The organism is Sphaerimonospora mesophila, from assembly GCF_001417795.1.
Classification (GTDB): Bacteria; Actinomycetota; Actinomycetes; order Streptosporangiales; family Streptosporangiaceae; genus Sphaerimonospora; species Sphaerimonospora mesophila.
Window position 1 is genome coordinate 881,359 of the sequence record NZ_BCBX01000030.1, and the last position, 25,118, is coordinate 906,476.

A 25,118-nucleotide genomic window follows, 5' to 3' on the forward strand; every position below is an offset into this window, starting at 1 on the left:
GATGATCACGCCCGATTTTCGGGCCGCTCCAATTTATTTACGGTCCTTACCGTTCACCGCGCGTTCATCGGATTATGACCAAATTTCGGCCGCCCGCGTGTGGTTATACGGCGTCCCATGCTTATCCGTTAGCAATAAACCTGTCAACGGGAATGGATCTATTACCATATCGGTAGGTGACTACCAGATCTCGAAATTTTGTGATAGAGGGTAACGATCTATTCCTGATGCGCATGTCGTTCACAACGGACTTGACCGTACGGCCGCCGCCGAATCGCGGCACAGCCGTACGACGCCACCACGGTGGGGAGGCGCTGATGACATGGCGGTTTACCGATTAGAGTGCGCGATGCCGGGAGCGCCTCGCTAACGTGGCCTTCGCCGGACGTCCGCCGACCCGGCCCTTCATGGGTGGAATCCGTACGGGAGAACCGCACGGGTTCTTCACGGAGGGGTCCGGCGGGTGAAACGCTCTGTCGGAGAACGTCCCCCCTACCCCGACCCCGCCGGGAGTCTGCGCATGCGGTTAACGCTCACCGTGGTCACCGAGCACGAACGGCGTGACGTGTTGATCGAAGGCGACGAGACGGCCACCGTGGCCGGGCTCACCGCCGCTCTCGTCACCGCGCTCGACGACCCGCGCCCGTCCAATGTCGTACGGCTCCCGCACGCCCGCGCGCCGTACGACCTCGGCGGCAGGAGAACGGTCGGCGGGAAACCGGGGCGCGTCACCGGGTCCGAGACCGACGGGGACACGCGACGGGCGGCCGGGCTCTGGCTGGACGGGCGGCCGCTCGATCCCGACGCGGCCGTCTTCGGCCTGCTGCGCGACGGCGACGTGGTCGCCCTGGACGGCCGGGCCGCCTGGGCCACCATGGCCGAGGAGCCCGACGGGCTGGCGGAACTGCGCGTCGTGGGCGGCCCGGGCGCGGGCTCGGTCCACCGGCTCGGCGTGGGCGCGCACACGATCGGGTCCGATCCGGCGTGCGCGATAGCCGTACGCGACGCGGGACTGCCCCCGGTCGCCGCCGTGGTCCGCCTGACCCCGAACGGCGTCACCGTCGAACCGGCCACACCCGGCGGCACCGTCCCACCGGTGAAGGCCGGAAAGAAGAAGCGGCGCAGACGGCGGGGACGGCGGCAGGACGACACGGCACGGCCGGACGACATCGGCGCGGGCGTCGTGCGGTTGGCGGGCGAGCCGCTCACCGAGGCCACGCCCTGGCCCGAGTGGGGCACGCTTTCGTGCGGCGGCTCCGCCTTCTCGCTCGGCCCGGTCGAACCGCCGGACACGCACCTGGACGCGCTGCCGGACGGCGGGCTCGCCTACAACCGCCCGCCCAGGCTGCCGCGACCGGTGCGCGGCCGGCGGATCACGGTCCCGGCGGAGCCGCGACGGGCCGAGGGGATGCGGCTGCAACTGCTCGCCGCGCTGCTCCCGGCGGTGCTCGGGATCGTCATGGCCGTGGCCCTCCGGACCTGGTACTATCTGCTGTTCGCGTTCATGACGCCGCTCATCATGATCGGCCAGTGGGCGAGCGACCGCAGGCACGGCAAGAAGAAGCACCGCCAGGCGGTCAAGGCGTATCGCGAGCGCCTGGCGGCATTCGAGGCGGAGGTCGCCCAGGCCGTCAAGGAGGACGAGGCCGCCCGCCGCGACGGCGCGCCCGACCCGGCCGAGGTGCTGCTCACCGCCACCGGCCCCCGGCGCAGGCTGTGGGAGCGGCGCAGCCACGACCGGGACGCGCTGCGGCTGCGGGTGGGCCTGGCGGATCTGCCCGCCGGCCTGGAGTTCGAACTCGAGAGCGGCACTCCGCAGGACGCGCCCCGTCCGGAGCAGCCGATCTGCCACGACGTGCCGGTCGCGCTGGTCATGCGGCGGCTCGGCGTGGCCGGTGTCACCGGACCGAGGAAGACCGCGCTGGCCTGCGCACGCTGGCTGGTCGGCCAGGCCGCCGCCCTGCACAGCCCGCGCGACCTGGCGATCGTCGTGCTGTCGGCCGGGTCCGACAGCGACCGGCAGTGGGGCTGGGTCCGGTGGCTCCCCCATTGCGGCCACGGCGCGCGCGGCGGCGGGCCGCTCGGCGCGGACTCCGTCGCGCTCGTCGGCGCCGACCCCGAGGCAGCGGCCCGCCGGGTCGCCGAGCTCACCGCGCTGATCGACGAACGGCTCGACGACGAGGGCAAGTCATCGGCACTGGGTAAATCGGCGCTGGGCGGCGGACGGCTGACCGGCGGCCCGGCGGGCTGGGACGACCTCGGCCGGGGCGCGGCGGCCGAGACCGCGGCGGAGCCCGCCTTCGCCGGCTACGACGAGCAGCCGTTCGACGTGCTCGTCGTGCTCGACGGCGCCCAGGTGCTGCGCGGTCTGCCGGGAATGCCGCAGGTGCTCAGGCAGGGCCCACGCGCTGGGGTCTACACGATCGCCATCGACGGCGACCGGCGGCTGCTGCCGGAGGAGTGCGCGACGGTCGTGTCGTGCTCGGCGGACGGCGAGGTGCGACTGCACGGCGGTGGCCTGGAGGCCATCGGACGGATCCGGGCCGACCAGGTCTCGGTGTCGTGGGCCGACCGCCTGGGCCGGGCGCTCGCCCCGCTGCGCGACGTGAGCCGAGAGGACCCGGCCTCGGCCGTACCCGGCTCGGCCCGCCTGCTCGACCTGCTCGGCGCGGACGCCTGTGAGCCCGACCGCATCGCCAAGCGATGGGGCCGGTCGACCCGGGCCGTCATCGGCGTCGGCCCCGAGGGGCCGTTCGAGGTGGATCTGAGCCGCGACGGCCCGCACGCGCTCATCGCGGGAACCACCGGCGCCGGCAAGTCGGAGCTGCTCCAGACGCTGATCTCCTCGCTCGCCGTGGTCAACCGGCCGGACGAGATGACGTTCGTGCTCATCGACTACAAGGGCGGGGCGGCCTTCAAAGAGTGCGTACGGCTTCCGCACACGGTCGGCATGGTGAGCGACCTCGACGGCCACCTGACGCAGCGGGCGCTGGCGTCGCTGGCGGCCGAGATCCGCAGGAGGGAGCGCCTGCTCCTGGAGGCGGGGGCGAAGGACATCGAGGAGTATCAGCGGCTGCGGTCCCGTGGCGCGACCTGGGTGCTGGGCTCCGCAGGCGTACGGCAGGCTCCGGCCGGCGGCCTCTTCGGTCCGACCGGCGCGGCACAGACGACCGGGGGCCGGCCGGGCGGGGGCTCCGCCCGGCAGGCGGAACGGCCGCCGATGCCCCGGCTCGTGCTGATCATCGACGAGTTCGCCGCACTGGTGACCGAGCTGCCCGACTTCGTCGAGGGCCTGGTGGACATCGCGCGGCGCGGCCGCTCGCTCGGCATTCACCTCATCCTCGCCACCCAGCGGCCCGGCGGCGTGGTGACCGCCGACATCCAGGCCAACACCTCGCTGCGGATCGCGCTGCGGGTGACCGACGCGCGCGAGTCGGCCGACGTGATCGACGCGCCCGACGCCGCGCACATCTCGCGGTCCACGCCGGGCCGCTGCTACGTCAGGTCAGGGGCGGGCCCGGCGGTGGCGGTGCAGACGGCCAGGATCGGCGGGCGCAGCCCTCGGACGGCCGGACGGGGTGGTGAGGCCCTGCGGGTGATGGAACTGGCCTGGCCGGCGCTCGGCCGTCCGCTCTCCGTGCCGACGGTGGAGTCCGGCGACGACTCCGACCTCGCCCTGCTGGTCGACGCGATCCGTGAGGCCGGGCGGGGCGTCCCCGAACAGCCCAGCCCCTGGCTGCCGCCCCTGCCGGAACTGGTCACGCTGTCGGCGGACGCGTCGGCGACGGCCGGCTCCTCCGGTCATCGGCTCGCCCCGGCCGGGCCGTACCGGCGGGACGCCCAGGAGGTGCCGCCGCTGCCGTTCGGGCTCGTGGACCTGCCGTGGCAGCAGGGCAGGCGGCCGCTCGTCTTCGATCCGCGGCACGGCGGGCACCTGCTGATCGCGGGCTCGGCGCGCAGCGGCCGGTCCACCGCCCTGCGCACGATCGCGGGCTCGATCGCGGCCGGGGCCTCCCCCGAGGACGTGCACGTCCACGCGATCGACTGCGGGTCGGGGGCGCTGCTGCCGCTCGTCGGCCTCCCGCACTGCGGCGCCGTGGTCACCCGCGACCAGCTCGACCGGGTGGAGCGCCTGCTGACCCGGCTGCGCGCCGAGGTGGGCCGCCGCCAGCAACTGCTGGCCGAGGCAGGGTACGCGTCGCTGACGGAGGCCAGGACGGCCGCACGGGGACGGGCCGCGCCGGCGCCGTCCGGCGAAGCGGTCGGGCACCTGCCCTGGCTGGTGCTGCTGCTGGACCGATGGGAGGGATACGTCGCGGCGTTCGAGAACTACGACTACGGCCGCCTGCTCGACGCGCTGATGCAACTGCTGCGTGAGGGGCCGGCCGTCGGCCTGCGCGCGGTGGTCACCTCCGACCGGTCGGGCCTGATCGGGCAGATCTCCACGATCTTCGATGACCGGCTGGTCCTCCGGCTGGCCGATCCGGCCGACTACGGGCTGGCCGGGCTGCCGGTGCGTGATCTGCCCGCCTCGATGCCCCCCGGCCGCGCGCTGTCGGTCGGGGAACACGGCCTGGTGGAGAGCCAGATCGCGCTGCTGTCCCCCGATCCGTCCGGTCCCGCCCAGGTGGCGGTGCTGCAGGAGCTGGGCCGTACGGCTGCCGCCCGGTTCGGCGAGGTGCCTGGTGGCGGCTTCCACGCTGACGGCGACTCGCGGGGCCGCTGGGGCTGGGCCGGCGAGCCGCCGCTGCGCGTGGACGCCCTGCCGATGCGGATCACGGCCGAGCAGGCCCTGGATCTCGTGCCGTCGTTCGAGCCGCCGTCGCCGCTGTGGGCGCTGCTCGGCGCGGGCGGGGACTCCCTCGCCCCGCTGGGCGTCGATCTGCTGGCCCAGGGGCCGGCCGCCGTGATCGCCGGTCCGCCCCGATCGGGCAGGTCGTCCTGCCTGGTCACCGCGGCTCGATCGCTGCTGCGGCAGGGCACCCCCGTGCTCGCCGTCACCCCCCGCCGCAGCCCGCTGCGGGAAGTGGCCGATTCAGCGGGCGTGCTCGCCGTGCTCGACGGGAACGCCGCAAGCGTGACCGGGGGTGCGCCGCAGGACCTTCTCGCCCTGGTCAGGGAGCAGGAGCGTTACGTGGTGCTCGTCGACGACGCGGAGTTGATCTCGCCGGACTCGCAGCTCGGCCTCGCCCTGGAGGAGGTGCTCCGCACCGGGCGGGACGGCGAGCACGGGCTGCTCATCGCGGGGCCCACCGGGGATCTGGCGACGGCCTACCGGGGTTTCGTGGCGGAGGCCAGAAAGGCGCGGACCGGGCTCCTGCTGTCGGTGCAGGGCCCGGCCGACGGGGATCTCTTCAACGTACGGCTGCCGCGCGGAGCCGTGGGCGGCCCGACCGGGCGCGGCCTGCTGGTGATCTCCGGGGCCGCGACCCCGATCCAGGCCGCGGTCCCGGTCCGGTGAACGTGCCGTGAGCGAGTCAGCGGGTGGCGGACTCGATGTTGCCGCGGTAGGTGTTGATGACGCGGGACGCCTCGTTGAGCTCCTCGGACATGCGCTGGAAGGCCGACCGGTAGCTCTGCCAGGCGTCGTGGAAGCGCTGCGCGCCGGGACCGGTCCAGGCGGTGCCGACCTTGGCCGCCTCACGGTCGAGGCTGGCCATCGTGGTGCGAACCTGGTCCGCCTGCTGGTTGAACTGCGCGGCCATGCTCTGCATCTCCGCGGGGTCGCCGCCGAGCAAGCTGTTACTCATTCAGTTCACTCCCTAAATCGACAGAGGTCCGCTCTCACCGTAAACCGCTGGTCAATCTTGTAAAGGCTCCTATGCCCAGCCGCTATACCGGCTCCGTTCGACACCTCGGATGGCCCATCCGGTTACTTCCCGAACGTACGGTTTCGTGGGGTCACGCCGGCGCTCCGGGGGCGGGCGTCTCCGAGGCAGGAGGCCCCCTTACACTCCAGGAAGGCTTGAGGGAAGGGGAGGCCGGTGCTTGAGGGAAGGGGAGACCGGTGCAGAAGGTCCTGATCGCCAATCGGGGCGAGATCGCCGTTCGGATCGCGCGCGCCTGCACGGACGCGGGCCTGAAGAGCGTCGCGGTGTACGCCGACCAGGATCTGGACGCTCTCCACGTGCGGGTGGCCGACGAGGCGCACGCTCTGGGCGGGCAGAGCCCGGCGGAGACCTACCTCGACATCGACAAACTGCTCTCCGTCGCCGCCGCGACGGGGGCCGACGCCGTGCACCCCGGCTACGGCTTCCTCGCGGAGAACGCCGACTTCGCCCGGGCCGTACAGGACGCGGGGCTGATCTGGATCGGTCCGCCGCCCGCCGCGATCATGGCGCTCGGCGACAAGGTGCAGGCCAGGCACATCGCCCAGCGCGTCGGCGCACCGCTCGTGGCGGGCACGGCCGACCCGGTGTCCGGCGTAGAGGAGGTGATCTCCTTCGCCGAGGAGCACGGCCTGCCGATCGCCATCAAGGCCGCGTTCGGCGGGGGCGGCCGGGGGCTGAAGGTCGCCCGCACCACAGAGGAGATCCCCGACCTCTACGAGTCGGCCGTACGCGAGGCCGTGACCGCGTTCGGCCGCGGGGAGTGCTTCGTCGAGCGCTACCTCGACCGCCCCCGCCACGTCGAGACGCAGTGCCTCGCCGACCGGCACGGCAACGTGGTCGTGGTCAGCACCCGCGACTGCTCGCTGCAGCGCCGCCACCAGAAGCTGGTCGAGGAGGCCCCCGCGCCCTTCCTCACCGAGGAGCAGCTCGAGCTGCTCTACTCGTCGTCGAAGGCGATCCTGCGCGAGGCGGGCTACGTCGGCGCCGGCACCTGCGAGTTCCTCGTCGGCCAGGACGGCACGATCTCCTTCCTCGAGGTCAACACCCGGCTGCAGGTCGAGCACCCGGTCACGGAGGAGGTCGCCGGGATCGACCTGGTCCGCGAGATGTTCCGGATCGCCGACGGCGAGGCGCTCGGGTACGACGACCCGGTGCTGCGCGGGCACTCCTTCGAGTTCCGCATCAACGCCGAGGACGCCGGCCGCAACTTCCTGCCCGCGCCCGGGAAGATCGCCTCGATGCGCGTGCCCTCCGGCCCGGGAGTACGGCTCGACGCCGGCTACGAGGCCGGGATGAGCGTGCCGCAGTCGTTCGACTCCCTCGTGGCCAAGCTGATCGTCACCGGTTCCTCACGCAGGCAGGCCCTGGAGCGGTCGCGCCGGGCGCTGGCCGAGTTCGAGATCGACGGCATGCCGACCGTGCTGCCGTTCCACCGGGCCGTGGTGGACGACCCGGCCTTCGCCGACGAGCCGTTCTCCGTGCACACCCGCTGGATCGAGACCGAGTTCGTCAACAAGATCCCGCCGTTCGAGGGCATCGCGGAGACGGACGAGCCGACCGAGCGGCAGCGCATCACCGTCGAGGTCGGCGGCAGGCGTCTGGAGGTCGTCCTGCCCGCCGGGCTCGGCGCGGCCGGCCGTACGGAGACCAGGAAGACGCCACGGCGCAACGGTGCGGGCGGCGCGGCGAAGAAGGCCGCGGCCGGCGGGGACGCCCTCATCAGCCCCATGCAGGGCACGATCGTCAAGGTCGTCGTCGCCGACGGGGAGACCGTCGAGGCCGGGGAGACGATCGTGGTGCTCGAAGCGATGAAGATGGAGCAGCCGCTCACGGCCCACAAGCCCGGCACGATCACCGGTCTCGCCGCTTCCGTCGGCCAGACCGTGACGGCCGGCGCCGTCATCTGCGAGATCAAGGACACCTGAGCGGGCCGAGGAGGCGCGCCCCGGGAAATTTCCCGGGGCGCGTTCGTTCGGAACGGGAAAGCGGCCCGACGCGGGGCATGCTTCAGCGGATAGCGTTGCCGGAAAGAGGAACCATCGAACACCGCCGTTCGTCCAGAAGGGCGAAGGAGGCTTAAAGCCGTGACCAAGAAGAACCCGCTGGGCCGTGCGGGCAGCGCCGTGGCGGCGCTGTTCATCAGCATGTTCGCGCTGATCGCCACGGTCCCCGCGGCGCACGCCGCCGCTCCGCCGGACCCGGCCACTGTAGTCGCGTCCTGGAAGAACAGCCAGGACCACTTCTACGCGATGAGCGGATCGCCGCTGTCGTCCAGTGAGCAGGACGGGCTCCGCGAGGCGCTGAAGGAGTCGAAGGCCCCGATCTACGTGGCCGCGCTGCCCGACGGCACCGTGACCACCGCCCAGATCAGCACCTATATCCCACAGCTGCTGACCGAGCTCGACAATGCGGGCAAGTCGAAGGCGACCGTGGCGGTGCTCGACGGGAAGAGCCTGTTCGCCGGATCGAACGACCTGCCCAAGAACGCGGCCGGCACGTTGGCAAAGCTCTCCACCAACGCCAACACCGACCTCCTCACCGGCATGCAGGACTTCGTCAACCGGGTCAACCTGGTCAAGGATGGCGATGTCAAGGCTGCGCGTAAGACGGGAAGCACGGTCGGCGGAGGCGGCGGCACCGGCGTGCTCGTCGGCATCCTGGGCGTCGCGGTCGTGGGCGGAGCCGGTCTGTGGATGATCGGTCGCCGCAACAAGCGCAGGCGTGAGGAGCGCGAGGCGGCCGAGCTCGCCGCGGTGAAGCAGACCGTCGAGGAGGACGTCACCAAGTTCGGTGAGGAGATCACCGCCCTCGACATGGATGTGAAGATGCTGCCGCAGGCGGAGACGGCGGCCGACTGGCAGCGCGCGCTCGACTCCTACGAGCGGGCCAAGAACGAGCTGGCCGCGGTGCAGCGCGCCGACGAGCTGCGCACGGTGACCTCGACGCTGGAGGACGGCCGCTACGCGCTGGCCTGCGTCAAGGCCCGGGTGAACAACCAGCCGCTGCCCGAGCGTCTGCCCCCGTGCTTCTTCAACCCGCAACACGGCCCCTCGGCCCGCAACGTGCGGTGGGCCCCGCCCGGCGGCGCGCTCCGCGACGTGCCCGCCTGCGCGGCCGACGCCGAGGCGGTGGAGCGTGGCTTCGACCCGCAGATGCGCGAGGTCATGGTCAACGGTGAGCGCAGGCCGTACTGGGACGCGGGCCCGGCCTACCAGCCGTACGCCTACGGGTACTACGGCGGCTTCGGCGGCGACCTGCTGACCGGCATGATGGTCGGCACCATGCTCGGCCACGCCTTCGGCGGCGGCTGGGGCGGCTACGGCGCGGGCTACGCGGCGGGCGTCGAGGCCGGTGGTGGCGGCGGCGACTGGGGTGGCGGTGACTTCGGTGGCGGCGGCTTCGGCGGCGGCGACTGGGGTGGCGGCAGCGACTTCGGCGGTGGCGATTTCGGCGGCGGCGACTGGTGACCCGTTACGGCTGGTAACCCTTTAGAAGGGGCCGGTAGCACCGAAGAGGCCGGGTGACCGCCGAAGGCGACACCCGGCCCCACCCCCTTCCCCCCGTGATCTTGCGAATACTCGCAACGACCCCCGCTCATCAGCGCGGATACCGTTCGCGATCTTGCAGAAAGTCACAGGAAGGACCTGCCACCTGCCGCTTCACCCGCCGTGATCTTGCATTCGACCGGGTGTGAGATCACGGCGTCGCCGTGTCCGGGCACCGGCGGCGAACCCTCGCCGACTGCGAGTGGTCAGATGGCGGTGGTGAGCGGCGACATGAGGCGCCGGGCCGCCTCGGTGATGGAGCCCGACAGCGACGGGTAGACCGCGAAAGTGTGCGCGAGCTGGTCGACGGTGAGCCGCTGCTGCACGGCGACCGACACCGCGAGGATCAGCTCCGACGCCCGGGGGGCCACCACGACCCCGCCGAGCACGATGCCCGTGTTGGGCCGGCAGAAGAGCTTCACGAACCCGTCGTTGAACCCCTGCATCTTGGCCCGCGCGTTGGTCGCCAGGGGCAGTTTGACGACGTTGGCGTCGATCTCGCCGGACTCGATCTGCTGCTGCGACACCCCGACGTTGGCGATCTCCGGGTCGGTGAAGATGTTGGCGGCGACCGTGGCCAGCCGGATGGGCTGGACGGCCTCGCCGAGCGCGTGCCAGACGGCGATCCTGCCCTGCATGGCCGCGACGGACGCCAGCATCAGCACACCCGTGCAGTCGCCGGCCGCGTAGATCCCGGGAGCCGAGGTCCTGGACACCTTGTCGACCTCGATGAACCCGCCCCGGTCGAGCCGTACGCCGTTGTCCTCCAGACCGATTCCGGCCGTGTTGGGCACCATGCCGACGGTCATCAGGCAGTGACTGCCCTCGGCCGTCCTGCCGTCCTCCAGCGTGACCACGACCCCGTCGGCCGTGCGCTTGACCGAGGCGGCCCGCGATCGGCCCATGACGTTCATGCCGCGCCGCCGGTAGACCTCCTCCAGCACCTCGGCCCCGTCGGCGTCCTCGTTCGGCATCATCCGGTCGCGGGAGGAGACGAGCGTCACCTGGGAGCCGAGCGACTGGTACGCGCCGGCGAACTCGGCGCCGGTCACCCCCGACCCGACGACGATCAGGTGCTCGGGCAGCTCCCGCAGGTCGTACAGCTGCCGCCAGGACAGGATGCGCTCCCCGTCCGGCTCCGCGCCGGGCAGCACGCGGGGGTGGGCGCCGGTGGCGACGATGACGACGTCGGCCCGGATCGTCCGGTCGCCCGCGCGCACCACCTGGGGGTCGACGAGCCGCCCCTCGGCGTGGATCACCTCCACGCCCTCGGCGGCGAGCCGTGCCGTGATGTCGGCGGACTGCGCGTGCGCCAGCTCTTTCACACGCTTGTTCACCAGGCTCATGTCGGCGATGACACCTCCGGTGTCGCCGTCCGGGCCGCCGTCGAAGTGGACACCGACCGATGAGGCGTCGAGCAGCGCCTGCTTGCGGACGGAGGTGGCGATCAGGGTCTTGGACGGCACGCAGTCGGTGAGCACACAGGCGCCGCCGGGGCCGTCCCGCTCGACCACGGTGACCTGTGCACCCAGTTGCGCGGCCACCAGCGCCGCCTCGTACCCGCCGGGACCGCCACCAATGATCACAATCCTCGTCACGTAACCTATTGTCCCGCATTCTTACGCGCTCATTCCCGGTTCGCCCGGCATGGCCATACCGAATCCGTCTCCGGCGGCACGGCGTACGCGATCCCGTCGGCGAAGACCGGGCATCTTGGATTACGCTTGTGTGCCGTGCCTGTTTACGCCGCCTACGGCAGCAACATGGACCCGAAGCAGATGGCCGAGTGGGCCCCCCACTCGCCCATGCGAGGAACCGGCTGGTTCGCGGGCTGGCGGCTGACCTTCGGCGGGGAGGACGTCAGCTGGGAGGGCGCGCTCGCGACCATCGTCGAAGATCCCGATGACCAGGTGTTCGTCGTGCTCTACGACGTGCCGGAGTGGGACGAGGCCTCCCTCGACGAGTGGATGGGCGCCGATCTCGGCCTCTACCGCAAGGTACGGCTCCGCGTCGCGACCCTGGAGGGCGACGTGCTGGCCTGGACCTACGTCCTCGACTCCTATGAGGGCGGGCTGCCGTCCGCGCGTTATCTGGGCATTCTGGCCGAGGCCGCAGAGAAGGCCGGGGCCCCCGACGACTACGTCACCGGCCTGCGCAACCGCCCGTGCAAATCACTGGGCGACTGACCGCCACACCGCCCGGTTTCTCGTCCTGGTCCGCCTCTTCCGCGTCGTCCCGCGTGCCGTACGACTGCAAGATCACGGACGGTAACCGCCCAGGTCAGCGGCGTTCTGTGTGAGTTTCTGCAAGATCACGACTAGTGTTCTCGCAGCTCGGGGCGGACCCCTGCGAGCAACTGCAAGATCACCATGGGGTGGGGGTCGGGGCGGCTTCTGTACGCTCACTGGTGTGACCAACGACCCATACGCCCTGGCGGCCGAGGCCGCGAGCACCCTGCGCAACCTCACCGGCGTCGGCTCCTTCGATGTGGCCCTCGTCATGGGCTCGGGATGGGTGCCTGCCGCCGACGCCATCGGCGAGACCATCGCCGAGTTCCCCGTGACGAAGCTTCCCGGTTTCACCGCGCCCGCCGTCGCCGGACACGCGGGCACCCTCCGCGCGGTGCGGACCGGCGCGGGACTGAACACGCTGATCTTCCTCGGCCGCACGCACCTCTACGAGGGCCGCGGCGTGGAGACCGTGGTCCACGGGGTCCGTACGGCGACGGCCGCCGGTGTGCGCGCCGTCGTGCTGACCAACGCCGCCGGCGGCCTGCGCCCGGAGACGCAGCGGGTCGGCGAGCCCATCCTGATCAGCGACCACATCAACCTGACCGGGAGCAACCCGATCACCGGCGCGACGTTCGTCGACCTGACCGAGGTCTACAGCCGGCGCCTGCGCGCCCTCGCCCGCGAGGTGGACCCATCGCTGGCCGAGGGCGTCTACGTGGCGTTCCGCGGCCCGACGTACGAGACGCCGGCCGAGATCCGCATGCTCCGCACGCTCGGCGGAGACCTGATCGGCATGTCCACCGTGCTCGAGGCGATCGCCGCGCGGGAGGCCGGCGCCGAGATCCTCGGCATCTCCCTGGTCACCAACCCCGGCGCCGGCCTGACCGGCGAGCCGCTCGACCACGAGGAGGTCCTCGCGGTGGGCCGGGCCACCGCCACCCGGATGGGCGCCCTCCTCGCCAAGGTGGTCGACAAGCTTTAGGTCGTGGTTCTGGGGATATCCGCCAGGTGCCGTACGCGCCGATCAGGGCATGATTTGTCGGGACACGACCGGAGGATGACTCAGGGGGAACACGCTTTGACCACCGACGACCTGGTCCTGATCGCCCGTGAGTGGCTCGCCCAGGATCCCGACCCGCTGACCCGGGCGGAGTTGGCGGACATCCTCGACCGCCGGGACACGGCCGCGCTGGCCGACCGGTTCTGCGGCAAGCTCGAGTTCGGTACGGCCGGCCTGCGCGGCGAGCTGGGCGCGGGCCGGAACCGGATGAACCGCGTCACGGTGATGCGGGCGGCCGCCGGGCTGGCCCGCGTGCTCGGGCCGGGCGGGCATGTGGTCGTCGGCTTCGACGCGCGTCATATGTCGGACGTGTTCGCCGCTGACACGGCCGCCGTGCTCACGGGGGCCGGCCTGCGCGTCTCCGTGATGGACGGCAGATGGCCGACCCCGGTGCTGGCGTTCGCCGTACGCCACCTGGGAGCCGACGCGGGCGTCATGGTGACCGCCTCGCACAACCCGCCCAGGGACAACGGCTACAAGGTCTACTGGGGGGACGGCGCGCAGATCGTCCCGCCGATCGACCGCGAGATCTCCCAGGCGATCGACGCCGTGGGCCGGGTGGACGAGCTTCCCCTCGGGGACGGCTGGGAGACGCTCGATCACGACGCGATCGTCGTTCCGTACCTGGAGGCCCTGGCCGCCCTCCCGGTCGGCGCGGCCGGGGAGCTGGTGATCTCGTACACGCCGCTGCACGGGGTCGGGTACGGCGTCCTCGCCGAGGCGTTCGAACGCGCGGGGTTCGCCGCGCCGCGCGTGGTCGACCGTCAGGCCGAGCCGGATCCCGACTTCCCGACCGTGGCGTTCCCCAATCCGGAGGAGCCGGGCGCGATGGACCTCGCGCTCGGCCTGGCCGCCTCGATCGGCGCCGACCTGGTGCTGGCCAACGACCCGGACGCGGACAGGTGCGCTGTCGGCACGCCGCTGCCGGAGGGCGGTCACCGCATGCTCACGGGCGACGAGGTGGGCGGCCTGCTGGCCGAGCACGTGCTGCGGCACACCTCCGGCGACGACCGCCTGGTCGCCACGACGATCGTGTCGTCGTCGCTGCTCGCCAAGATCGCGGCTGCGTACGGCGTGCGCCAGGCCGAGACCCTCACCGGCTTCAAGTGGATCATGAAGGCCGGTCCCGGCCTGGTCTTCGGGTACGAGGAGGCGCTCGGATACAGCGTCGGATCTGATCGCGAAGGTCTGCCGGTGCACGACAAGGACGGCATCGGCGCCGCCCTCGCCGTCGCCGGTCTGGCCGCCGAGGCCAAGCGGTCCGGGCGGACGCTGCTCGACCTGCTGGACGACCAGGCCAGGCGGTACGGCCTGCACGCCACCGCGCAGCTCTCGTTCCGGGTGTCGGACCTGGCGGAGATCGGCCGCGCCATGACCCGGCTGCGCGCCGAGCCGCCGGCCGAGCTCGCCGGTCGCGTGGTGGAATCGGCCGAGGACCTGGCGGAGGGCGTGGCCGGGCTGCCGCCCACCGACGGCCTGCGCTACCGCCTGAGCGGCGGCGCCCGCGTGGTCGTACGGCCCAGCGGCACCGAGCCCAAGCTCAAGTGCTACCTCGAGATCGTCATCCCGGTCGAGGACTCCGTGGCCGGGGCCAGGGCACGCGCCGCCGAGGACCTGGAGGCGCTCAAGAAGGACCTCGCCGCCGCCCTCGGCCTCCACTGATCAGGAGCCGCCTCAGGAGAGGACGATCGTCACCACCACCAGGGCGACCGCGGCGGCGGTGACGGCGAGCGCGACGGGCGACCAGGTGACGGAGGTCTCACCCGATGCGGCGTCCCGCCGCATCGCGCTCGTCTCGGTGATCCGGTGGGCCACCCAGTCGGCGTGCGTACGCGTGCCGACCGCCTCGGCCACCGCCCGATCGGCGCGGGACGTGTCGGCCGAGGACGCGGCCTTGGCCGCACGCGCCGAGGCCCTGGCCCGTTCTCTCGCGGTGGTCTGCGGCGTCCAGCACCGGACCGTGGTGCGCCCGGCCTCGATGACGATCGCGTTGGTCACGATCACGTCGTCGACCGCGTTCCACGGGATGTAGGCGTTTCGCAGCGGATTGCGGATGCGCACGCCGCCGTCCTCCAGCACGATCGCCGGGCGCATCGCCATGAGGAAGATCAACGCCGTGATGACGCCCAGCACCGCGCCGGCGATCAGCGCCGAGGGCATCGAGCCACGGGCGATCAGGTCATAGGTGTTCCACGCGGCGAACACCAGCCAGATCCAGCCGAAGACCCAGGCGACCTTCGACCGGAAGACCTCGCCCTTCGCCCCGTCCATCTCAGGCCTGCCACTTCAGGTGGGCGAAACCGGGCTTGATCACACCGTTGATCAGCGCCAGCCGCTCGTCGAACGGGATGAACGCGGACTTCATCGCGTTGACCGTGAACCACTGCAGGTCGTCCCAGTCGTAGCCGAAGGCCTCCACGAGCTTGGCGAACTCCAGCGACAGACTCGTCCCGCTCATCAGCCGGTTGTCGGTGTTGACCGTCACCCGGAAGTAGAGCCTGCGCAGCAGGCCGATCGGGTGCTCGGCGATCGACGGGGCCGCGCCCGTCTGCACGTTCGACGTGGGGCACATCTCCAGCGGAATCCGCTTGTCCCGGACATAGGCCGCCAACCGCCCGAGTTTGGCCTCTCCGTCGCCGGAGCCGTCGGGCCCGATGTCCGACACGGTGATGTCGTCGATGATCCGCACGCCGTGCCCCAGGCGGTCGGCGCCACACCACTGGATGGCCTGCCAGATGGACGGCAGCCCGAACGCCTCGCCGGCGTGGATGGTGAAGTGGGCGTTCTCCCGCTGCAGGTATTCGAAGGCGTCCAGGTGGCGCGTGGGCGGATATCCCGCCTCGGCCCCGGCGATGTCGAAGCCGACCACGCCGACGTCGCGGTAGCGCACGGCCAGCTCGGCGATCTCCCTGGAGCGGGCCTGGTGACGCATGGCGGTGAGCAGCGTACCGACCCTGATCCGCGGTCGGCCGTCCGGTCCGGCGGAGCCCTGACGGAAGCCCTCCAGCACGGCCTCCACGACCTCGTCCAGAGTGAGACCGCCCTCGCTGTGCTGCTCCGGGGCGAACCGGACCTCGGCGTACACCACGCCGTCGTCGGCCAGGTCCTGCGCGCACTCGGCCGCGACCCTGATGAGGGCCTCGCGGGACTGCATCACGCCGACCGTGTGAGCGAACGTCTCCAGGTAACGATCAAGTGAGCCCGAGTCGGACGCGTCCCTGAACCAGTCGGCTAGATTGTCCGGATCGCCGGAGGGCAGGACATGACCGCGTTCACGGGCCAGATCGATGATCGTCGCGGTGCGCAGCCCGCCGTCCAGATGGTCGTGAAGAAGCACCTTGGGCGCTTTGCGAATCTCCTGAAGGCTGGGCAAGCGGCTCACGTTCCCCACCCCGCTCCGGTCACTCATCAGGCAATCCTATCCTCGACGCGGTCATTCCTCCCGGTGCGCCGTGTCTGGGGAGAACGCGGGCAGGCAGACGGCGACGTATTCGGCTCCCGAAGGCCCGGAGCCGTACCGGATCTTCTCCCCGGGCTCGCTGACGAACGCCTGACCCGCGGCCACGACCGTGGTGCCCCCGGCGTGCTCGACCACGACCGACCCCTTGAGCACCAGCGTGTACTCCGCGAACTCGGGGGTCTGGGCCGGTTCCTCCCAGCCGGGCGGGGCGACCATGTGCGCGATGGAGACTCCCTCGTCGCCGCTGTTCACCCGGCCGACGTACTCGTCTATGACCTTGCCGCCCGGCACCGGGATGCGGGTGGGGCCGTCGATCCTCTTCACCATGCCGCCAGTCTCGCAACTCCGACGGCGAGCGTTCAACGCCCCGCCGATCACCCCGGGCCCCGTCATCCTGGTCGCCGTCGTTTCTGTGGCGATCAGAGCGCGGGCGCCACCTCGCGGAACAGCAGCTCGACATGGCGCTCGACCAGGTCGTCCGGCATCCCGGCGACGCTCGCCCACAGGTAGACGTGCTCCACCGGCACGCCTGCCGTACGCTCCCTGATCGCCTGGATCGCGTCGTGCGCCGTCAGCACGGTCAGGCCCGGGATCTTTCCCTTCCGGCCGGTGTCGCCGGCCACCTCGTCCACGGTCAGATCGCGGTACGGCCCGCCCGCGTTCATCCTCCGATAGGAGTTCAGCTGGTAGACGAAGTGCGGCAGGATGCGCCGCCGTGCCTCCTCGGGATCGTCGGCCACGATGATGTCGAGCATCCCGCTCATGCGGGCCGACGACGGCTCGTGTCCGCCCTCCGCCAGCCCCTGCTCGTACGGCTCCAGCAGCCGCGGGTCCAGGGAGAGCAGGCCCGTGCCGAGCCGGCCCGCCCGGCGGGCCCCCTGCGGCCCCTGGTAGCCCATCCAGATCGGCAGCGGCCGCTGGACCGGCGGCGGGGTGACCTCGCCGGCGGCCAGCAGACGCCTGATCTCGGCGACCGCCGCATCGGTCAGCGGGTAACGCCGCCGGATGTCCGCGCCGAACGCGTCGTAATCCCGCTGGGCGAACCCGGCTCCCACCCCCAGCTCGAGCCGTCCGGCCGACAGGAGGTCGACCATGGCGGCCTCCTCCGCGATGTGCCGGGGATGACGCAGCGCCGCGAGCAGGACCGCGGTGCCGATCCGGACCCGGGAGGTGCGGGCGGCCACCGCCGCGGCGAAGGTGAGCGGCTGCGGCAGATATCCGTCCTCCAGCCCATGGTGCTCGGTGAACCACACCGACGCGGCGCCCATGCCCTCCGCCACGCTGATCAGGTCGAGGCTCCACCGGTAGTGATCCGGCCAGGGACGTCGCCAGGCGGGCGGGTTGCGGAGATCGAAGAAGAGGCCGAGCTTCACGGCGACGCTCCCGGTTGTCAGACGAGCGGGCGACCCGAGGGGACGGACGCCGTCCCGGCTATGCGGTGACGCGTTCGACGACGAGCGGCAGCAGACCGGGGTCGGCCGAGGCGCCGATCTCGTAGGCTCCCTCGAGGGCGTCGAGGGCCCGCTCGAATCTCGTGATCTCGTCCGCGTGCAGCGTCATCAGCGGCCGGCCCTCGCCGACCAGGTCGCCCGGCTTGGCGTGCAGGGTGACCCCGGCCCCGGCGGACACCGGGTCCTCCTTGCGCGCCCGCCCCGCCCCGAGCCGCCAGGCCGCCAGGCCGACCGACAGGGCGTCGAGCCGGGTCAGCACACCCGACGCCGGTGCGGTGATCTCCAGGAACTCGGCGGCCTTCGGCAACGGCGCGTCCGGATCGCCGCCCTGGGCGGTGATCATGCGCCGCCAGACGTCCATGGCCGAGCCGTCCTTCAGTGCCTCCTCCGGGTCCCTGGCGTCCGCGATCCCGGCCGCCTCCAGCATCTCCCGGGCCAGCCGTACGGTCAGTTCGACCACGTCGTCCGGGCCGCCGCCGGCGAGCACCTCGACGGCCTCCGCGACCTCCAGCGCGTTGCCCACGGCGTTGCCGAGCGGCCGGTCCATCGCGGTGAGCAGGGCGACCGTGCGCACCCCGGCGTCGGTGCCGAGGGCCACCATGGTCCTGGCCAGCTCACGGGCGCTGTCCACGTCCTTCATGAACGCGCCGGAGCCGACCTTGACGTCGAGCACGAGCGAGCCCGTGCCCTCGGCGATCTTCTTCGACATGATCGACGAGGCGATCAGCGGGATCGACTCGACCGTGCCCGTGACGTCCCGCAGTGCATACAGCTTCTTGTCGGCCGGGGCCAGCCCGCTGCCCGCCGCGCAGACCACGGCTCCGGCCGTACGGATGACCCCCAGCATCTCGTCGTTCGACAGGGACGCCCGCCATCCGGGGATGGACTCGAGCTTGTCCAGCGTGCCGCCGGTGTGCCCGAGTCCCCGGCCGGACAGCTGCGGCACGTACGCGCCGCAGGCGGCCACCAGCGGAGCGAGCGGCAGGGTGATCTTGTCGCCGACGCCGCCGGTGGAGTGCTTGTCCGCGGTGGGCCGGTCGAGGACGGACCAGTCCATCCGCTCCCCCGACCTGATCATGGCCTGGGTCCAGTCCGCGATCTCCCGGCGGTTCATCCCGTTGAGCAGGATGGCCATCAGCAGCGCGGACATCTGCTCGTCGGCCACCTCGCCGCGCGTGTAGGCGTCCACCGCCCAATCGATCTGCGGCGTGGACAGCTCACCGCGATCCCGCTTGACGGTGATGACCTCTATCGCGTCGAAACCCATGCCCTCTATCCCTTATCGCGACAAGTCGTCCGGTCCGAAGGCGTACGGCAGGAAGTCCGCCATGCGCATCGGACCCTCCGGCGTCTCGACCAGCAGGTCGGGACCCCCGTGCTCGAGAAGCAGCTGACGGCAGCGGCCGCACGGCATGAGCAGCTCGCCGTGCCCGTCCACGCAGGTGAAGGCGACCAGCCGGCCGCCTCCGCTCGCGTGCAGCGCGGAGACCAGACCGCATTCCGCGCACAGTCCGACGCCATACGACGCGTTCTCCACGTTGCAGCCGGTCACCACCCGGCCATCGTCCACCAACGCCGCCGCGCCCACCGGAAACTTGGAGTACGGCGCGTACGCGTGCGTCATCGCCTCGTTCGCCGCGGCGTGCAGCGCCGCCCAGTCGATCGTCGTCATGTCGCTCCCCTTTCGCATCCGCGACCTGTCATGTGGTCTGCCCCCTGCGGTAGGGGATTCCGTCGGCGGCCGGCATCCGCAATCGCTGGGAGGCCAGCGACAGCACCAGCAGCGTGGTCAGGTGCGGGGTGAACGTGGTGAACTGCTCGGGCACCGTGTCGGTCGCCATGAACACCACGAAGACCAGGGCGGCGCACCCCGCTGTGACCGAAGCGGCCATGGTACGGCTCTGCCGTACGAGCTGGTAGACCGCCACGGCGGCGAGTATCAGCGCCACCACGAGCAGCAGCGCGTGCACGGACGTCCCACCCTGCCGAAGCTGCAGCGCGTCCGTGTAACCGAACAGCGCGGCGCCGCCGGCGAGCCCCCCGGGACGCCAGTTACCGAAGATCATGGCGGCGAGGCCGATGTATCCTCGGCCTCCCGTCTGCCCGTCACGGTAGATCCCGGCCGCCACGATGGACAGGAACGCGCCGCCCAGCCCGGCCAGCAGGCCGGATACGACCACGGCGGCCCACTTGTACAGGTAGACGTTGACGCCCAGCGACTCGGCGGCGACCGGGCGCTCGCCGCAGGAGCGCAGGCGCAGGCCGAACGCGGTGCGCCACAGGATGTAGTACGACAGCGGGATGAGCAGGATCGCCAGGATCGTGAACCACGACACGCCCTGGGTGAGCCCGCGCAGGATGCCCGCCAGGTCCGACACCAGGAACCAGTGCCTGCCCTCCAGGGACCGCAGCGGCCCGTCGATGACCGTGATGCTCAACCTCGACATCTCGGGGAGCTGGGGAGAGTTCTTGGTCCCGCCGCCCGGCATCTCCTCGAAGACCAGCTTCGACAGATACTGGGTGAACCCCATGCCGACGATGTTGATCGCGACGCCGGAGATGATGTGGTCGACGCCGAAGGTCACGGTGGCGACCGCGTGGATCGCGCCGCCCAGGGCTCCGCCGATCGCGCCGGCGACGACCCCGGCCCATGGGCTGCCGAACTGGAGCGTCCCCCAGGCGCCGAACCAGGTGCCCAGCACCATCATGCCCTCGAGGCCGATGTTGACCACGCCGGCCCGCTCCGACCACAGGCCGCCCAGGGCCGCCAGGCCGATCGGCACGGCAAGGCCGAGGGCGGCGGCGATCGTGCCCCCCGAGGTGATGTCGTCGGCACCGGTGACGATGCGCACGGCCGACAGCAGCACGACCAGCCCGGCCCCGGCGAGCAGCAGGATCGGCGTCGTGACCCGGAATCGGCGCGCCGGCGGCGCGGCCTGCGGTCCACCCGCCGGCGCCTGCGCGGTGCTCGTCACCTCTGCTCCCCCGCTCACGCCGCGGCCCCTTCCGCGGCCGGGGAGGCGGCCGTCTCCTGGCCGGCCCGCCGCTGCTCGGCGATGATCCGATATCGGTGGACCAACTCGTACGCGATGATCACCGAGAGCACCGTCACGCCCTTCATGATGTCCACGGTCTCCTTGGAGATGTTGATCATCTGGAGGGAGTCGGACGAGTTGCCCAGGAAGCTCCACAGCAGCGCGCCGAGGGCCATGCCCACCGGGTTGTTCCGGCCGAGCAGCGCGATCGCGATGCCGTCGAAGCCGAGACCGGCGGGGAAGTTGTTGCTGTACTTGTACGTCTCGCCGAGCAGCTCGGGCATTCCGGCGAGACCGGCCACCGCCCCGGACACGACCATCGTGGTGACGACCATCCGCTTGACCCCGATGCCGCTCGCCAGCGCCGCGGGTTCGGACATGCCGGTCGCCCGCAGCTCGAAACCGAACCGGGTGCGGTTCAGCAGCACGTAGTAGGCGATGCCGAGGATGATCGCCACCACGAGGAAGCCGTTGACCAGCTTCGGCGTGCCGGCGATGAGCTCCATGCCGGGCATTCTGGAGCCCTCCGGGATCGGCCGGGTCGCCAGATCGTTCCCCGTCAGCACACCCAGATGGTTGCTCATGAGCCAGGACGCGAGACCGGTGGCGATCGCGTTCAGCATGATGGTCGCGATGACCTCGCTGACGCCGCGCTTCACCTTCAACAGCCCGGCGATCCCCGCCCACAGCGCGCCGACGAGCACCGCGACCACGAGCACGAGCACGATGTTCAGCACTCCGGGCAGCAACGCCGCTCCGCCCACGCCCGCCGCCACCACGGCGGCCAGGCGATACTGCCCGTCCACGCCGATGTTGAACAGGTTCATCCGGAACCCGACGGCGACGGCCAGCGCCGAGATGTAGTACATCGTCGCGTTGTTGAGGATGACGGCCATCGTGCGCGGCTGGCTGCCGTACTCCACGAGCGTGTCGAAGGCCGCCAGCGGCGAGCTGCCCGCGATCAACAGGACCACCGAGGTGATCAGTGCCGCGAAGAGGACCGCCAGCAGCGGAGCGGCCAGGGCCAGCCAGCCGCTGAGCCGCACCCGCCCCAGCAGCCTGTCGCGGAATCCACCCGCTCCGCCGGCTCCGGGCCTGCCGCCGCCGCGCTCGGCCGCTTCGTCTCGCTCACTCATTGTGCTGCCGCCTCACCGGCACCGGTCATGGCCGAGCCGAGCTGTTCTGGGGTCACGTTCGCGGGATCCACGTCCGCGACGATCCGGCCGCGCAGGATCACCTTGAGCGAGTCGGACAGGCCGATGAGCTCGTCGAGGTCCGCCGAGATCAGCAGCACGGCGAGGCCGGCGGCGCGCGCGGCGCGCAGATGATCCCAGATGGCGGCCTGCGCACCGACGTCGACGCCGCGGGTCGGGTGGCTGGCGATCAGTAGTACCGGATCGCCGCTCATCTCCCTGCCGACGATCAACTTCTGCTGGTTGCCACCGGAAAGGGCGGCCGCCGCCGTGTCGATCCCCGGGGTACGGACGTCGTAGGCCTCGACGATCCGCTGCGTGTCGTCCCGCGCCGCGGTGCGGTCGATCCAGATGCCCTTGACGTTCGGCCGACGGGTCTGGTGACCGAGGATCCGGTTCTCCCAGAGCGGCGCCTCGAGCAGCAGGCCGTGCCGGTGCCGGTCCTCGGGGATGTAGCCGATGCCGCCCTCACGCCGCTTCAGCGTCGACCACCCGGTGATGTCCTTGCCGTCGAGTGTCAGCGAGCCCACCGTGCAGGGGCGGATGCCCATGAGCGCCTCGACCAGCTCGGCCTGGCCGTTGCCCTCGACACCGGCGATGCCGAGCACCTCGCCCCTGTGGATATCGAAGCCGACCCGGTCGACGATCGCCCGCCCGTCGATGTCCCGTACGGTCAGGTCGCCCACCGACAGCACCACGGAGTCGGTGACGGTGGACTCGCGGGTCTCCGGGCTGGGCAGCTCGCTGCCCACCATCAGTTCTGCGAGGTGGCGGGCGGTCATGTCCCTGGGATCGACGCTCGCCACGGTCGTGCCGCGGCGGATCACGGTGATCGCGTCGGCCACCCGCAGGACCTCGTCGAGTTTGTGGGAGATGAACAGGATCGTGAGCCCCTCGCGGACCAGACCACGCAGGTTCTCGAACAGCTCGTCCACCTCGTGCGGCACGAGCACCGCCGTCGGCTCGTCGAGGATGAGGATCCGCGCGCCGCGGTAGAGGACTTTCAGGATCTCCACTCGCTGGCGGTCGCCGACCCCCAGCTCCTCCACGGGTACGTCCGGCCGGATGGCCAGGCCGTACGCGTCGGAGATCTCCTTGATCTTTTTGCGGGCGGCGCGGAAGTCGATGGCCACCCCGCCCCGGCGCGGCTCACTGCCGAGGATGACGTTCTCCAGCACCGTGAGGTTGTCGGCCAGCATGAAATGCTGGTGGACCATGCCGATGCCCGCCGCGATGGCGTCGGCCGGGGTGTGGAAGACGACGGGTTTTCCGTCGACGCGGATCTCACCCTCGTCCGGCCGCTGCATGCCGTACAGGATCTTCATGAGGGTGGACTTGCCGGCGCCGTTCTCACCGACGATGGCGTGGATCTGTCCCTTGGTCACCCGTAACCGGATGTCGCGATTGGCGACGACACCGGGGAACCTCTTGGTGATCCCGGTGAGCTCTACTGCGGGTGCCGTGGCGGTCGCGGTGGAAATGGCGGCCCCCTCCTCGAGGAGTACCTGAGCATGCGGTGACGGAAGAGAGATTAGGCGTGGGGCCCGGGCCGCGCGGCCGCTGCCGCCCGGCTGTGGATAACCTCGCCGGGCCCCACGAAGGCCGGGCTCAGGAGCTCGGCACCGTGATCTCTCCGTTGATGATCTTCTGCTTGTACTCGTCGATCTGGGAGGTGATGTCGTCGATCTTGCCGCCGGTCGTCGAGTAGCCCACCCCGTCGGCCTTGAGGTCGTAGACCGTCTTACCGGCCTGGACCGTGCCTTCGGATGCGCGCTTGAGGAAGTCGAAGACCGCGACGTCGATCTTCTTGATCATGGACGTGATGATGACGTCCTTGACGTCGGCGTACGCGGGGAGGGCCGCCTGGTCGGAGTCCACCCCGATGGCCATCGCACCGGCCGCCTTGGCCGCCTCGAACACACCGCTGCCGGAGCCGCCCGCCGCCTGGTAGACGACGTCGGCACCGCTGTCGAACATGCCCTGCGCGGCGGTCTTGCCCTTGGCCGGGTCGTTGAAGCCGGCGAAGTCCGGCGGCTGGGTCAGGTACTTCGACTGGACCTTGATGTCCGGCTTGACCGCCTTGGCGCCGGCCTCGAAGCCCGCCTGGAACTTGTGGATCAACGGGACGTCCACGCCGCCGACGAAGCCGATGCTGTCCTTCTTCGACTTGATCGCGGCGGCCACGCCGACCAGGAACGAGCCCTGCTCCTCGGAGAACACCAGGTTGCTGATGTTCTCACCCGTGGCGGCGTCGTCGTCGACGATGGCGAACTTCACGTCGGGGAACTCCGGCGCGACCTTCTTCAGCGGCTCGGAGTAGGCGAAGCCCACCGCGATGACCGGGTTGTACCCGTTGGAGGCGAGCAGGCGGATCCGCTCCTCCTTCTGGGCGTCCGTCTCACCCGCGGCGGCCTCCAGCTCCTTCTTCTCGGCCTTCAGCTCCGAGACGGCCTGGTCGAGGCCCCGGGCGGCGGCATCGTTGAAGGAACCGTCACCGCGACCGCCGATGTCGTAGGCGAGGCCGACCTTGAGTGCCGCACCTCCCGGTGCCGCCGACGAGGACGCCTCAGACGTGGCCGTCGATGTGTCGTCACCACTTCCACACGCGGCGGCGGCCATGAGCATGGCACCCGCCGCGGTGGCGGCGGCCAGTTTGCTAACTCGATTGCGGAGCAAGGTGTGTAGTCCCCTTCCGTGTCCCCGCCGGTCCAACTCCCGTCGCCGGCATGTAGGAACGCACGGCAACCCTGCACGGAAGATAGTTGTTTGACCTGCTCAGACCAAACCCACACCACAGTCCGCAACGTGTCCGTTATGTACCTCAGGCCGCCCTGTGACCAGGTTGACCGGTCCACGGAATCTCCGACCCACCCGCCACCCGTTCCCCAGGGTGCCCGCCTCATCCGACCGCGACGAATCCGGCCGCCGCCAGGCGCACCACCAGGCACAGGACGTTCACGACGGCGTCGATGGCGTTCGATCCTCCGGACGTCGCCGTCGCCCATCTCTCGGGCACACACGAAACGACCTTCCAGCGGCGCGGGCCGGGCATCCGGCGCAACTCCGCGGTGACGCTTTCCGCGTCACCCGACGACCGGATCCTCCAGCACGTGGGCCAGGACCCTGGGGACGTCATGCGCTATTTCCCCCGAGCGACCCAGACCTGCCGTACGGACAGTCGGGAGGCGAGATCCGGCCAGTGGACGCGACCCTCCTCGCGGCGTCCGTACAGCTTGATCGCCTTGTCCAGGACCTGCCGGTGGCACCGGCGGCGTCAACGACCCCGAGCCCGATCAGGTCCGTCGGCCGGAC

The 25,118-nt window shown here is 71.1% G+C and carries 19 protein-coding genes; 6 read left to right on the forward strand and 13 right to left on the reverse strand.

Annotation, left to right across the window (positions count from 1 at the left end):
* The first annotated feature begins 520 nt into the window (after positions 1-520).
* The gene (locus AP234_RS04215) at positions 521-5,461 is read left to right on the forward strand and encodes an FtsK/SpoIIIE domain-containing protein (RefSeq protein ID WP_055478125.1); all 4,941 of its coding nucleotides are present in this window, start codon (positions 521-523) and stop codon (positions 5,459-5,461) included.
* Between the two features lie 16 nt (positions 5,462-5,477).
* Here the strand turns inward: AP234_RS04215 and AP234_RS04220 are convergent, their stop codons facing one another.
* Positions 5,478-5,750 carry a WXG100 family type VII secretion target gene (locus AP234_RS04220; RefSeq protein WP_055478126.1) on the reverse strand — a complete coding sequence of 91 codons (273 nt, stop codon included), beginning with the start codon at positions 5,748-5,750 and terminating at the stop codon, positions 5,478-5,480.
* Positions 5,751-6,007: 257 nt separating this feature from the next.
* Between AP234_RS04220 and AP234_RS04225 the strand changes: the two genes are divergently transcribed.
* Positions 6,008-7,756 carry a biotin carboxylase N-terminal domain-containing protein gene (locus tag AP234_RS04225; RefSeq protein WP_055478127.1) on the forward strand — a complete coding sequence of 583 codons (1,749 nt, stop codon included), beginning with the start codon at positions 6,008-6,010 and terminating at the stop codon, positions 7,754-7,756.
* A gap of 159 nt (positions 7,757-7,915) precedes the next feature.
* On the forward strand, positions 7,916-9,298 hold the full coding sequence (locus tag AP234_RS04230) for a hypothetical protein (protein WP_055478128.1): 1,383 nt from the start codon (positions 7,916-7,918) through the stop codon (positions 9,296-9,298).
* Between the two features lie 284 nt (positions 9,299-9,582).
* On the opposite strand, the gene AP234_RS04235 is transcribed toward AP234_RS04230, so the two are convergent.
* Entirely contained in the window at positions 9,583-10,974 is a 1,392-nt protein-coding gene (locus AP234_RS04235; protein WP_055478129.1) for an NAD(P)H-quinone dehydrogenase, read from the reverse strand.
* Positions 10,975-11,109: 135 nt separating this feature from the next.
* Here AP234_RS04235 and AP234_RS04240 point away from each other — a divergent pair, with 135 nt between their 5' ends.
* The 3 genes from AP234_RS04240 to AP234_RS04250 all read left to right on the forward strand — a co-directional run bounded on the left by AP234_RS04240 (position 11,110) and on the right by AP234_RS04250 (position 14,329).
* Positions 11,110-11,562 carry a gamma-glutamylcyclotransferase gene (locus AP234_RS04240; RefSeq protein ID WP_055478130.1) on the forward strand — a complete coding sequence of 151 codons (453 nt, stop codon included), beginning with the start codon at positions 11,110-11,112 and terminating at the stop codon, positions 11,560-11,562.
* Between the two features lie 223 nt (positions 11,563-11,785).
* A complete protein-coding gene (locus AP234_RS04245) occupies positions 11,786-12,589 on the forward strand; it encodes a purine-nucleoside phosphorylase (RefSeq protein WP_055478131.1) in 804 nt (267 codons plus the stop codon).
* 96 nt (positions 12,590-12,685) lie between these two features.
* Positions 12,686-14,329 (forward strand): phospho-sugar mutase, encoded by a 1,644-nt coding sequence (locus tag AP234_RS04250; RefSeq protein WP_235557944.1) that lies wholly within the window; start codon positions 12,686-12,688, stop codon positions 14,327-14,329.
* Positions 14,330-14,341: 12 nt separating this feature from the next.
* Here AP234_RS04250 and AP234_RS04255 read toward each other — a convergent pair whose 3' ends face one another.
* The 11 genes from AP234_RS04255 to AP234_RS35890 form a co-directional block, all read right to left on the reverse strand.
* Positions 14,342-14,938 carry a hypothetical protein gene (locus AP234_RS04255; protein ID WP_055478133.1) on the reverse strand — a complete coding sequence of 199 codons (597 nt, stop codon included), beginning with the start codon at positions 14,936-14,938 and terminating at the stop codon, positions 14,342-14,344.
* Between the two features lies 1 nt (position 14,939).
* A complete protein-coding gene (locus AP234_RS04260) occupies positions 14,940-16,076 on the reverse strand; it encodes an adenosine deaminase (protein WP_055478134.1) in 1,137 nt (378 codons plus the stop codon).
* Between the two features lie 24 nt (positions 16,077-16,100).
* Complete coding sequence (locus AP234_RS04265) at positions 16,101-16,454, reverse strand: cupin domain-containing protein (RefSeq protein ID WP_055478135.1); 354 nt, start codon at positions 16,452-16,454, stop codon at positions 16,101-16,103.
* Between the two features lie 92 nt (positions 16,455-16,546).
* Positions 16,547-17,500, reverse strand: coding sequence for an LLM class flavin-dependent oxidoreductase (locus AP234_RS04270; protein WP_055478136.1), 954 nt, complete (start codon positions 17,498-17,500; stop codon positions 16,547-16,549).
* 58 nt (positions 17,501-17,558) lie between these two features.
* Positions 17,559-18,845 carry a thymidine phosphorylase gene (locus tag AP234_RS04275; protein WP_055478137.1) on the reverse strand — a complete coding sequence of 429 codons (1,287 nt, stop codon included), beginning with the start codon at positions 18,843-18,845 and terminating at the stop codon, positions 17,559-17,561.
* Positions 18,846-18,857: 12 nt separating this feature from the next.
* Positions 18,858-19,250 carry a cytidine deaminase gene (locus AP234_RS04280; RefSeq protein WP_152990222.1) on the reverse strand — a complete coding sequence of 131 codons (393 nt, stop codon included), beginning with the start codon at positions 19,248-19,250 and terminating at the stop codon, positions 18,858-18,860.
* 28 nt (positions 19,251-19,278) lie between these two features.
* The gene (locus tag AP234_RS04285; RefSeq protein ID WP_235557945.1) at positions 19,279-20,571 is read right to left on the reverse strand and encodes an ABC transporter permease; all 1,293 of its coding nucleotides are present in this window, start codon (positions 20,569-20,571) and stop codon (positions 19,279-19,281) included.
* Complete coding sequence (locus AP234_RS04290; RefSeq protein WP_083501749.1) at positions 20,568-21,749, reverse strand: ABC transporter permease; 1,182 nt, start codon at positions 21,747-21,749, stop codon at positions 20,568-20,570. Before AP234_RS04290 ends, AP234_RS04285 begins: the two co-directional genes overlap by 4 nt.
* Positions 21,746-23,287, reverse strand: a complete 1,542-nt coding sequence (locus tag AP234_RS04295; protein WP_055478140.1) for an ABC transporter ATP-binding protein — start codon at positions 23,285-23,287, stop codon at positions 21,746-21,748. Before AP234_RS04295 ends, AP234_RS04290 begins: the two co-directional genes overlap by 4 nt.
* 127 nt (positions 23,288-23,414) lie before the next feature.
* Positions 23,415-24,482 carry a BMP family lipoprotein gene (locus tag AP234_RS04300; RefSeq protein ID WP_200926203.1) on the reverse strand — a complete coding sequence of 356 codons (1,068 nt, stop codon included), beginning with the start codon at positions 24,480-24,482 and terminating at the stop codon, positions 23,415-23,417.
* A 223-nt stretch (positions 24,483-24,705) separates the two neighbouring features.
* Positions 24,706-24,942 (reverse strand): hypothetical protein, encoded by a 237-nt coding sequence (locus AP234_RS35890; protein WP_152990223.1) that lies wholly within the window; start codon positions 24,940-24,942, stop codon positions 24,706-24,708.
* Between the last annotated feature and the right edge of the window lie 176 nt (positions 24,943-25,118).

Excerpts from the sequence above, each read along its gene's own strand:
- AP234_RS04215 (WP_055478125.1), top strand. The coding sequence starts at position 521 with ATGCGGTTAACGCTCACCGTGGTCACCGAGCACGAACGGCGTGACGTG.
- AP234_RS04220 (WP_055478126.1), bottom strand. The coding sequence starts at position 5,750 with ATGAGTAACAGCTTGCTCGGCGGCGACCCCGCGGAGATGCAGAGCATG.
- AP234_RS04255 (WP_055478133.1), bottom strand. The coding sequence starts at position 14,938 with ATGGACGGGGCGAAGGGCGAGGTCTTCCGGTCGAAGGTCGCCTGGGTC.
- AP234_RS04260 (WP_055478134.1), bottom strand. The coding sequence starts at position 16,076 with ATGAGTGACCGGAGCGGGGTGGGGAACGTGAGCCGCTTGCCCAGCCTT.
- AP234_RS04265 (WP_055478135.1), bottom strand. The coding sequence starts at position 16,454 with ATGGTGAAGAGGATCGACGGCCCCACCCGCATCCCGGTGCCGGGCGGC.
- AP234_RS04275 (WP_055478137.1), bottom strand. The coding sequence starts at position 18,845 with ATGGGTTTCGACGCGATAGAGGTCATCACCGTCAAGCGGGATCGCGGT.
- AP234_RS04280 (WP_152990222.1), bottom strand. The coding sequence starts at position 19,250 with ATGACGACGATCGACTGGGCGGCGCTGCACGCCGCGGCGAACGAGGCG.
- AP234_RS04290 (WP_083501749.1), bottom strand. The coding sequence starts at position 21,749 with ATGAGTGAGCGAGACGAAGCGGCCGAGCGCGGCGGCGGCAGGCCCGGA.
- AP234_RS35890 (WP_152990223.1), bottom strand. The coding sequence starts at position 24,942 with ATGACGTCCCCAGGGTCCTGGCCCACGTGCTGGAGGATCCGGTCGTCG.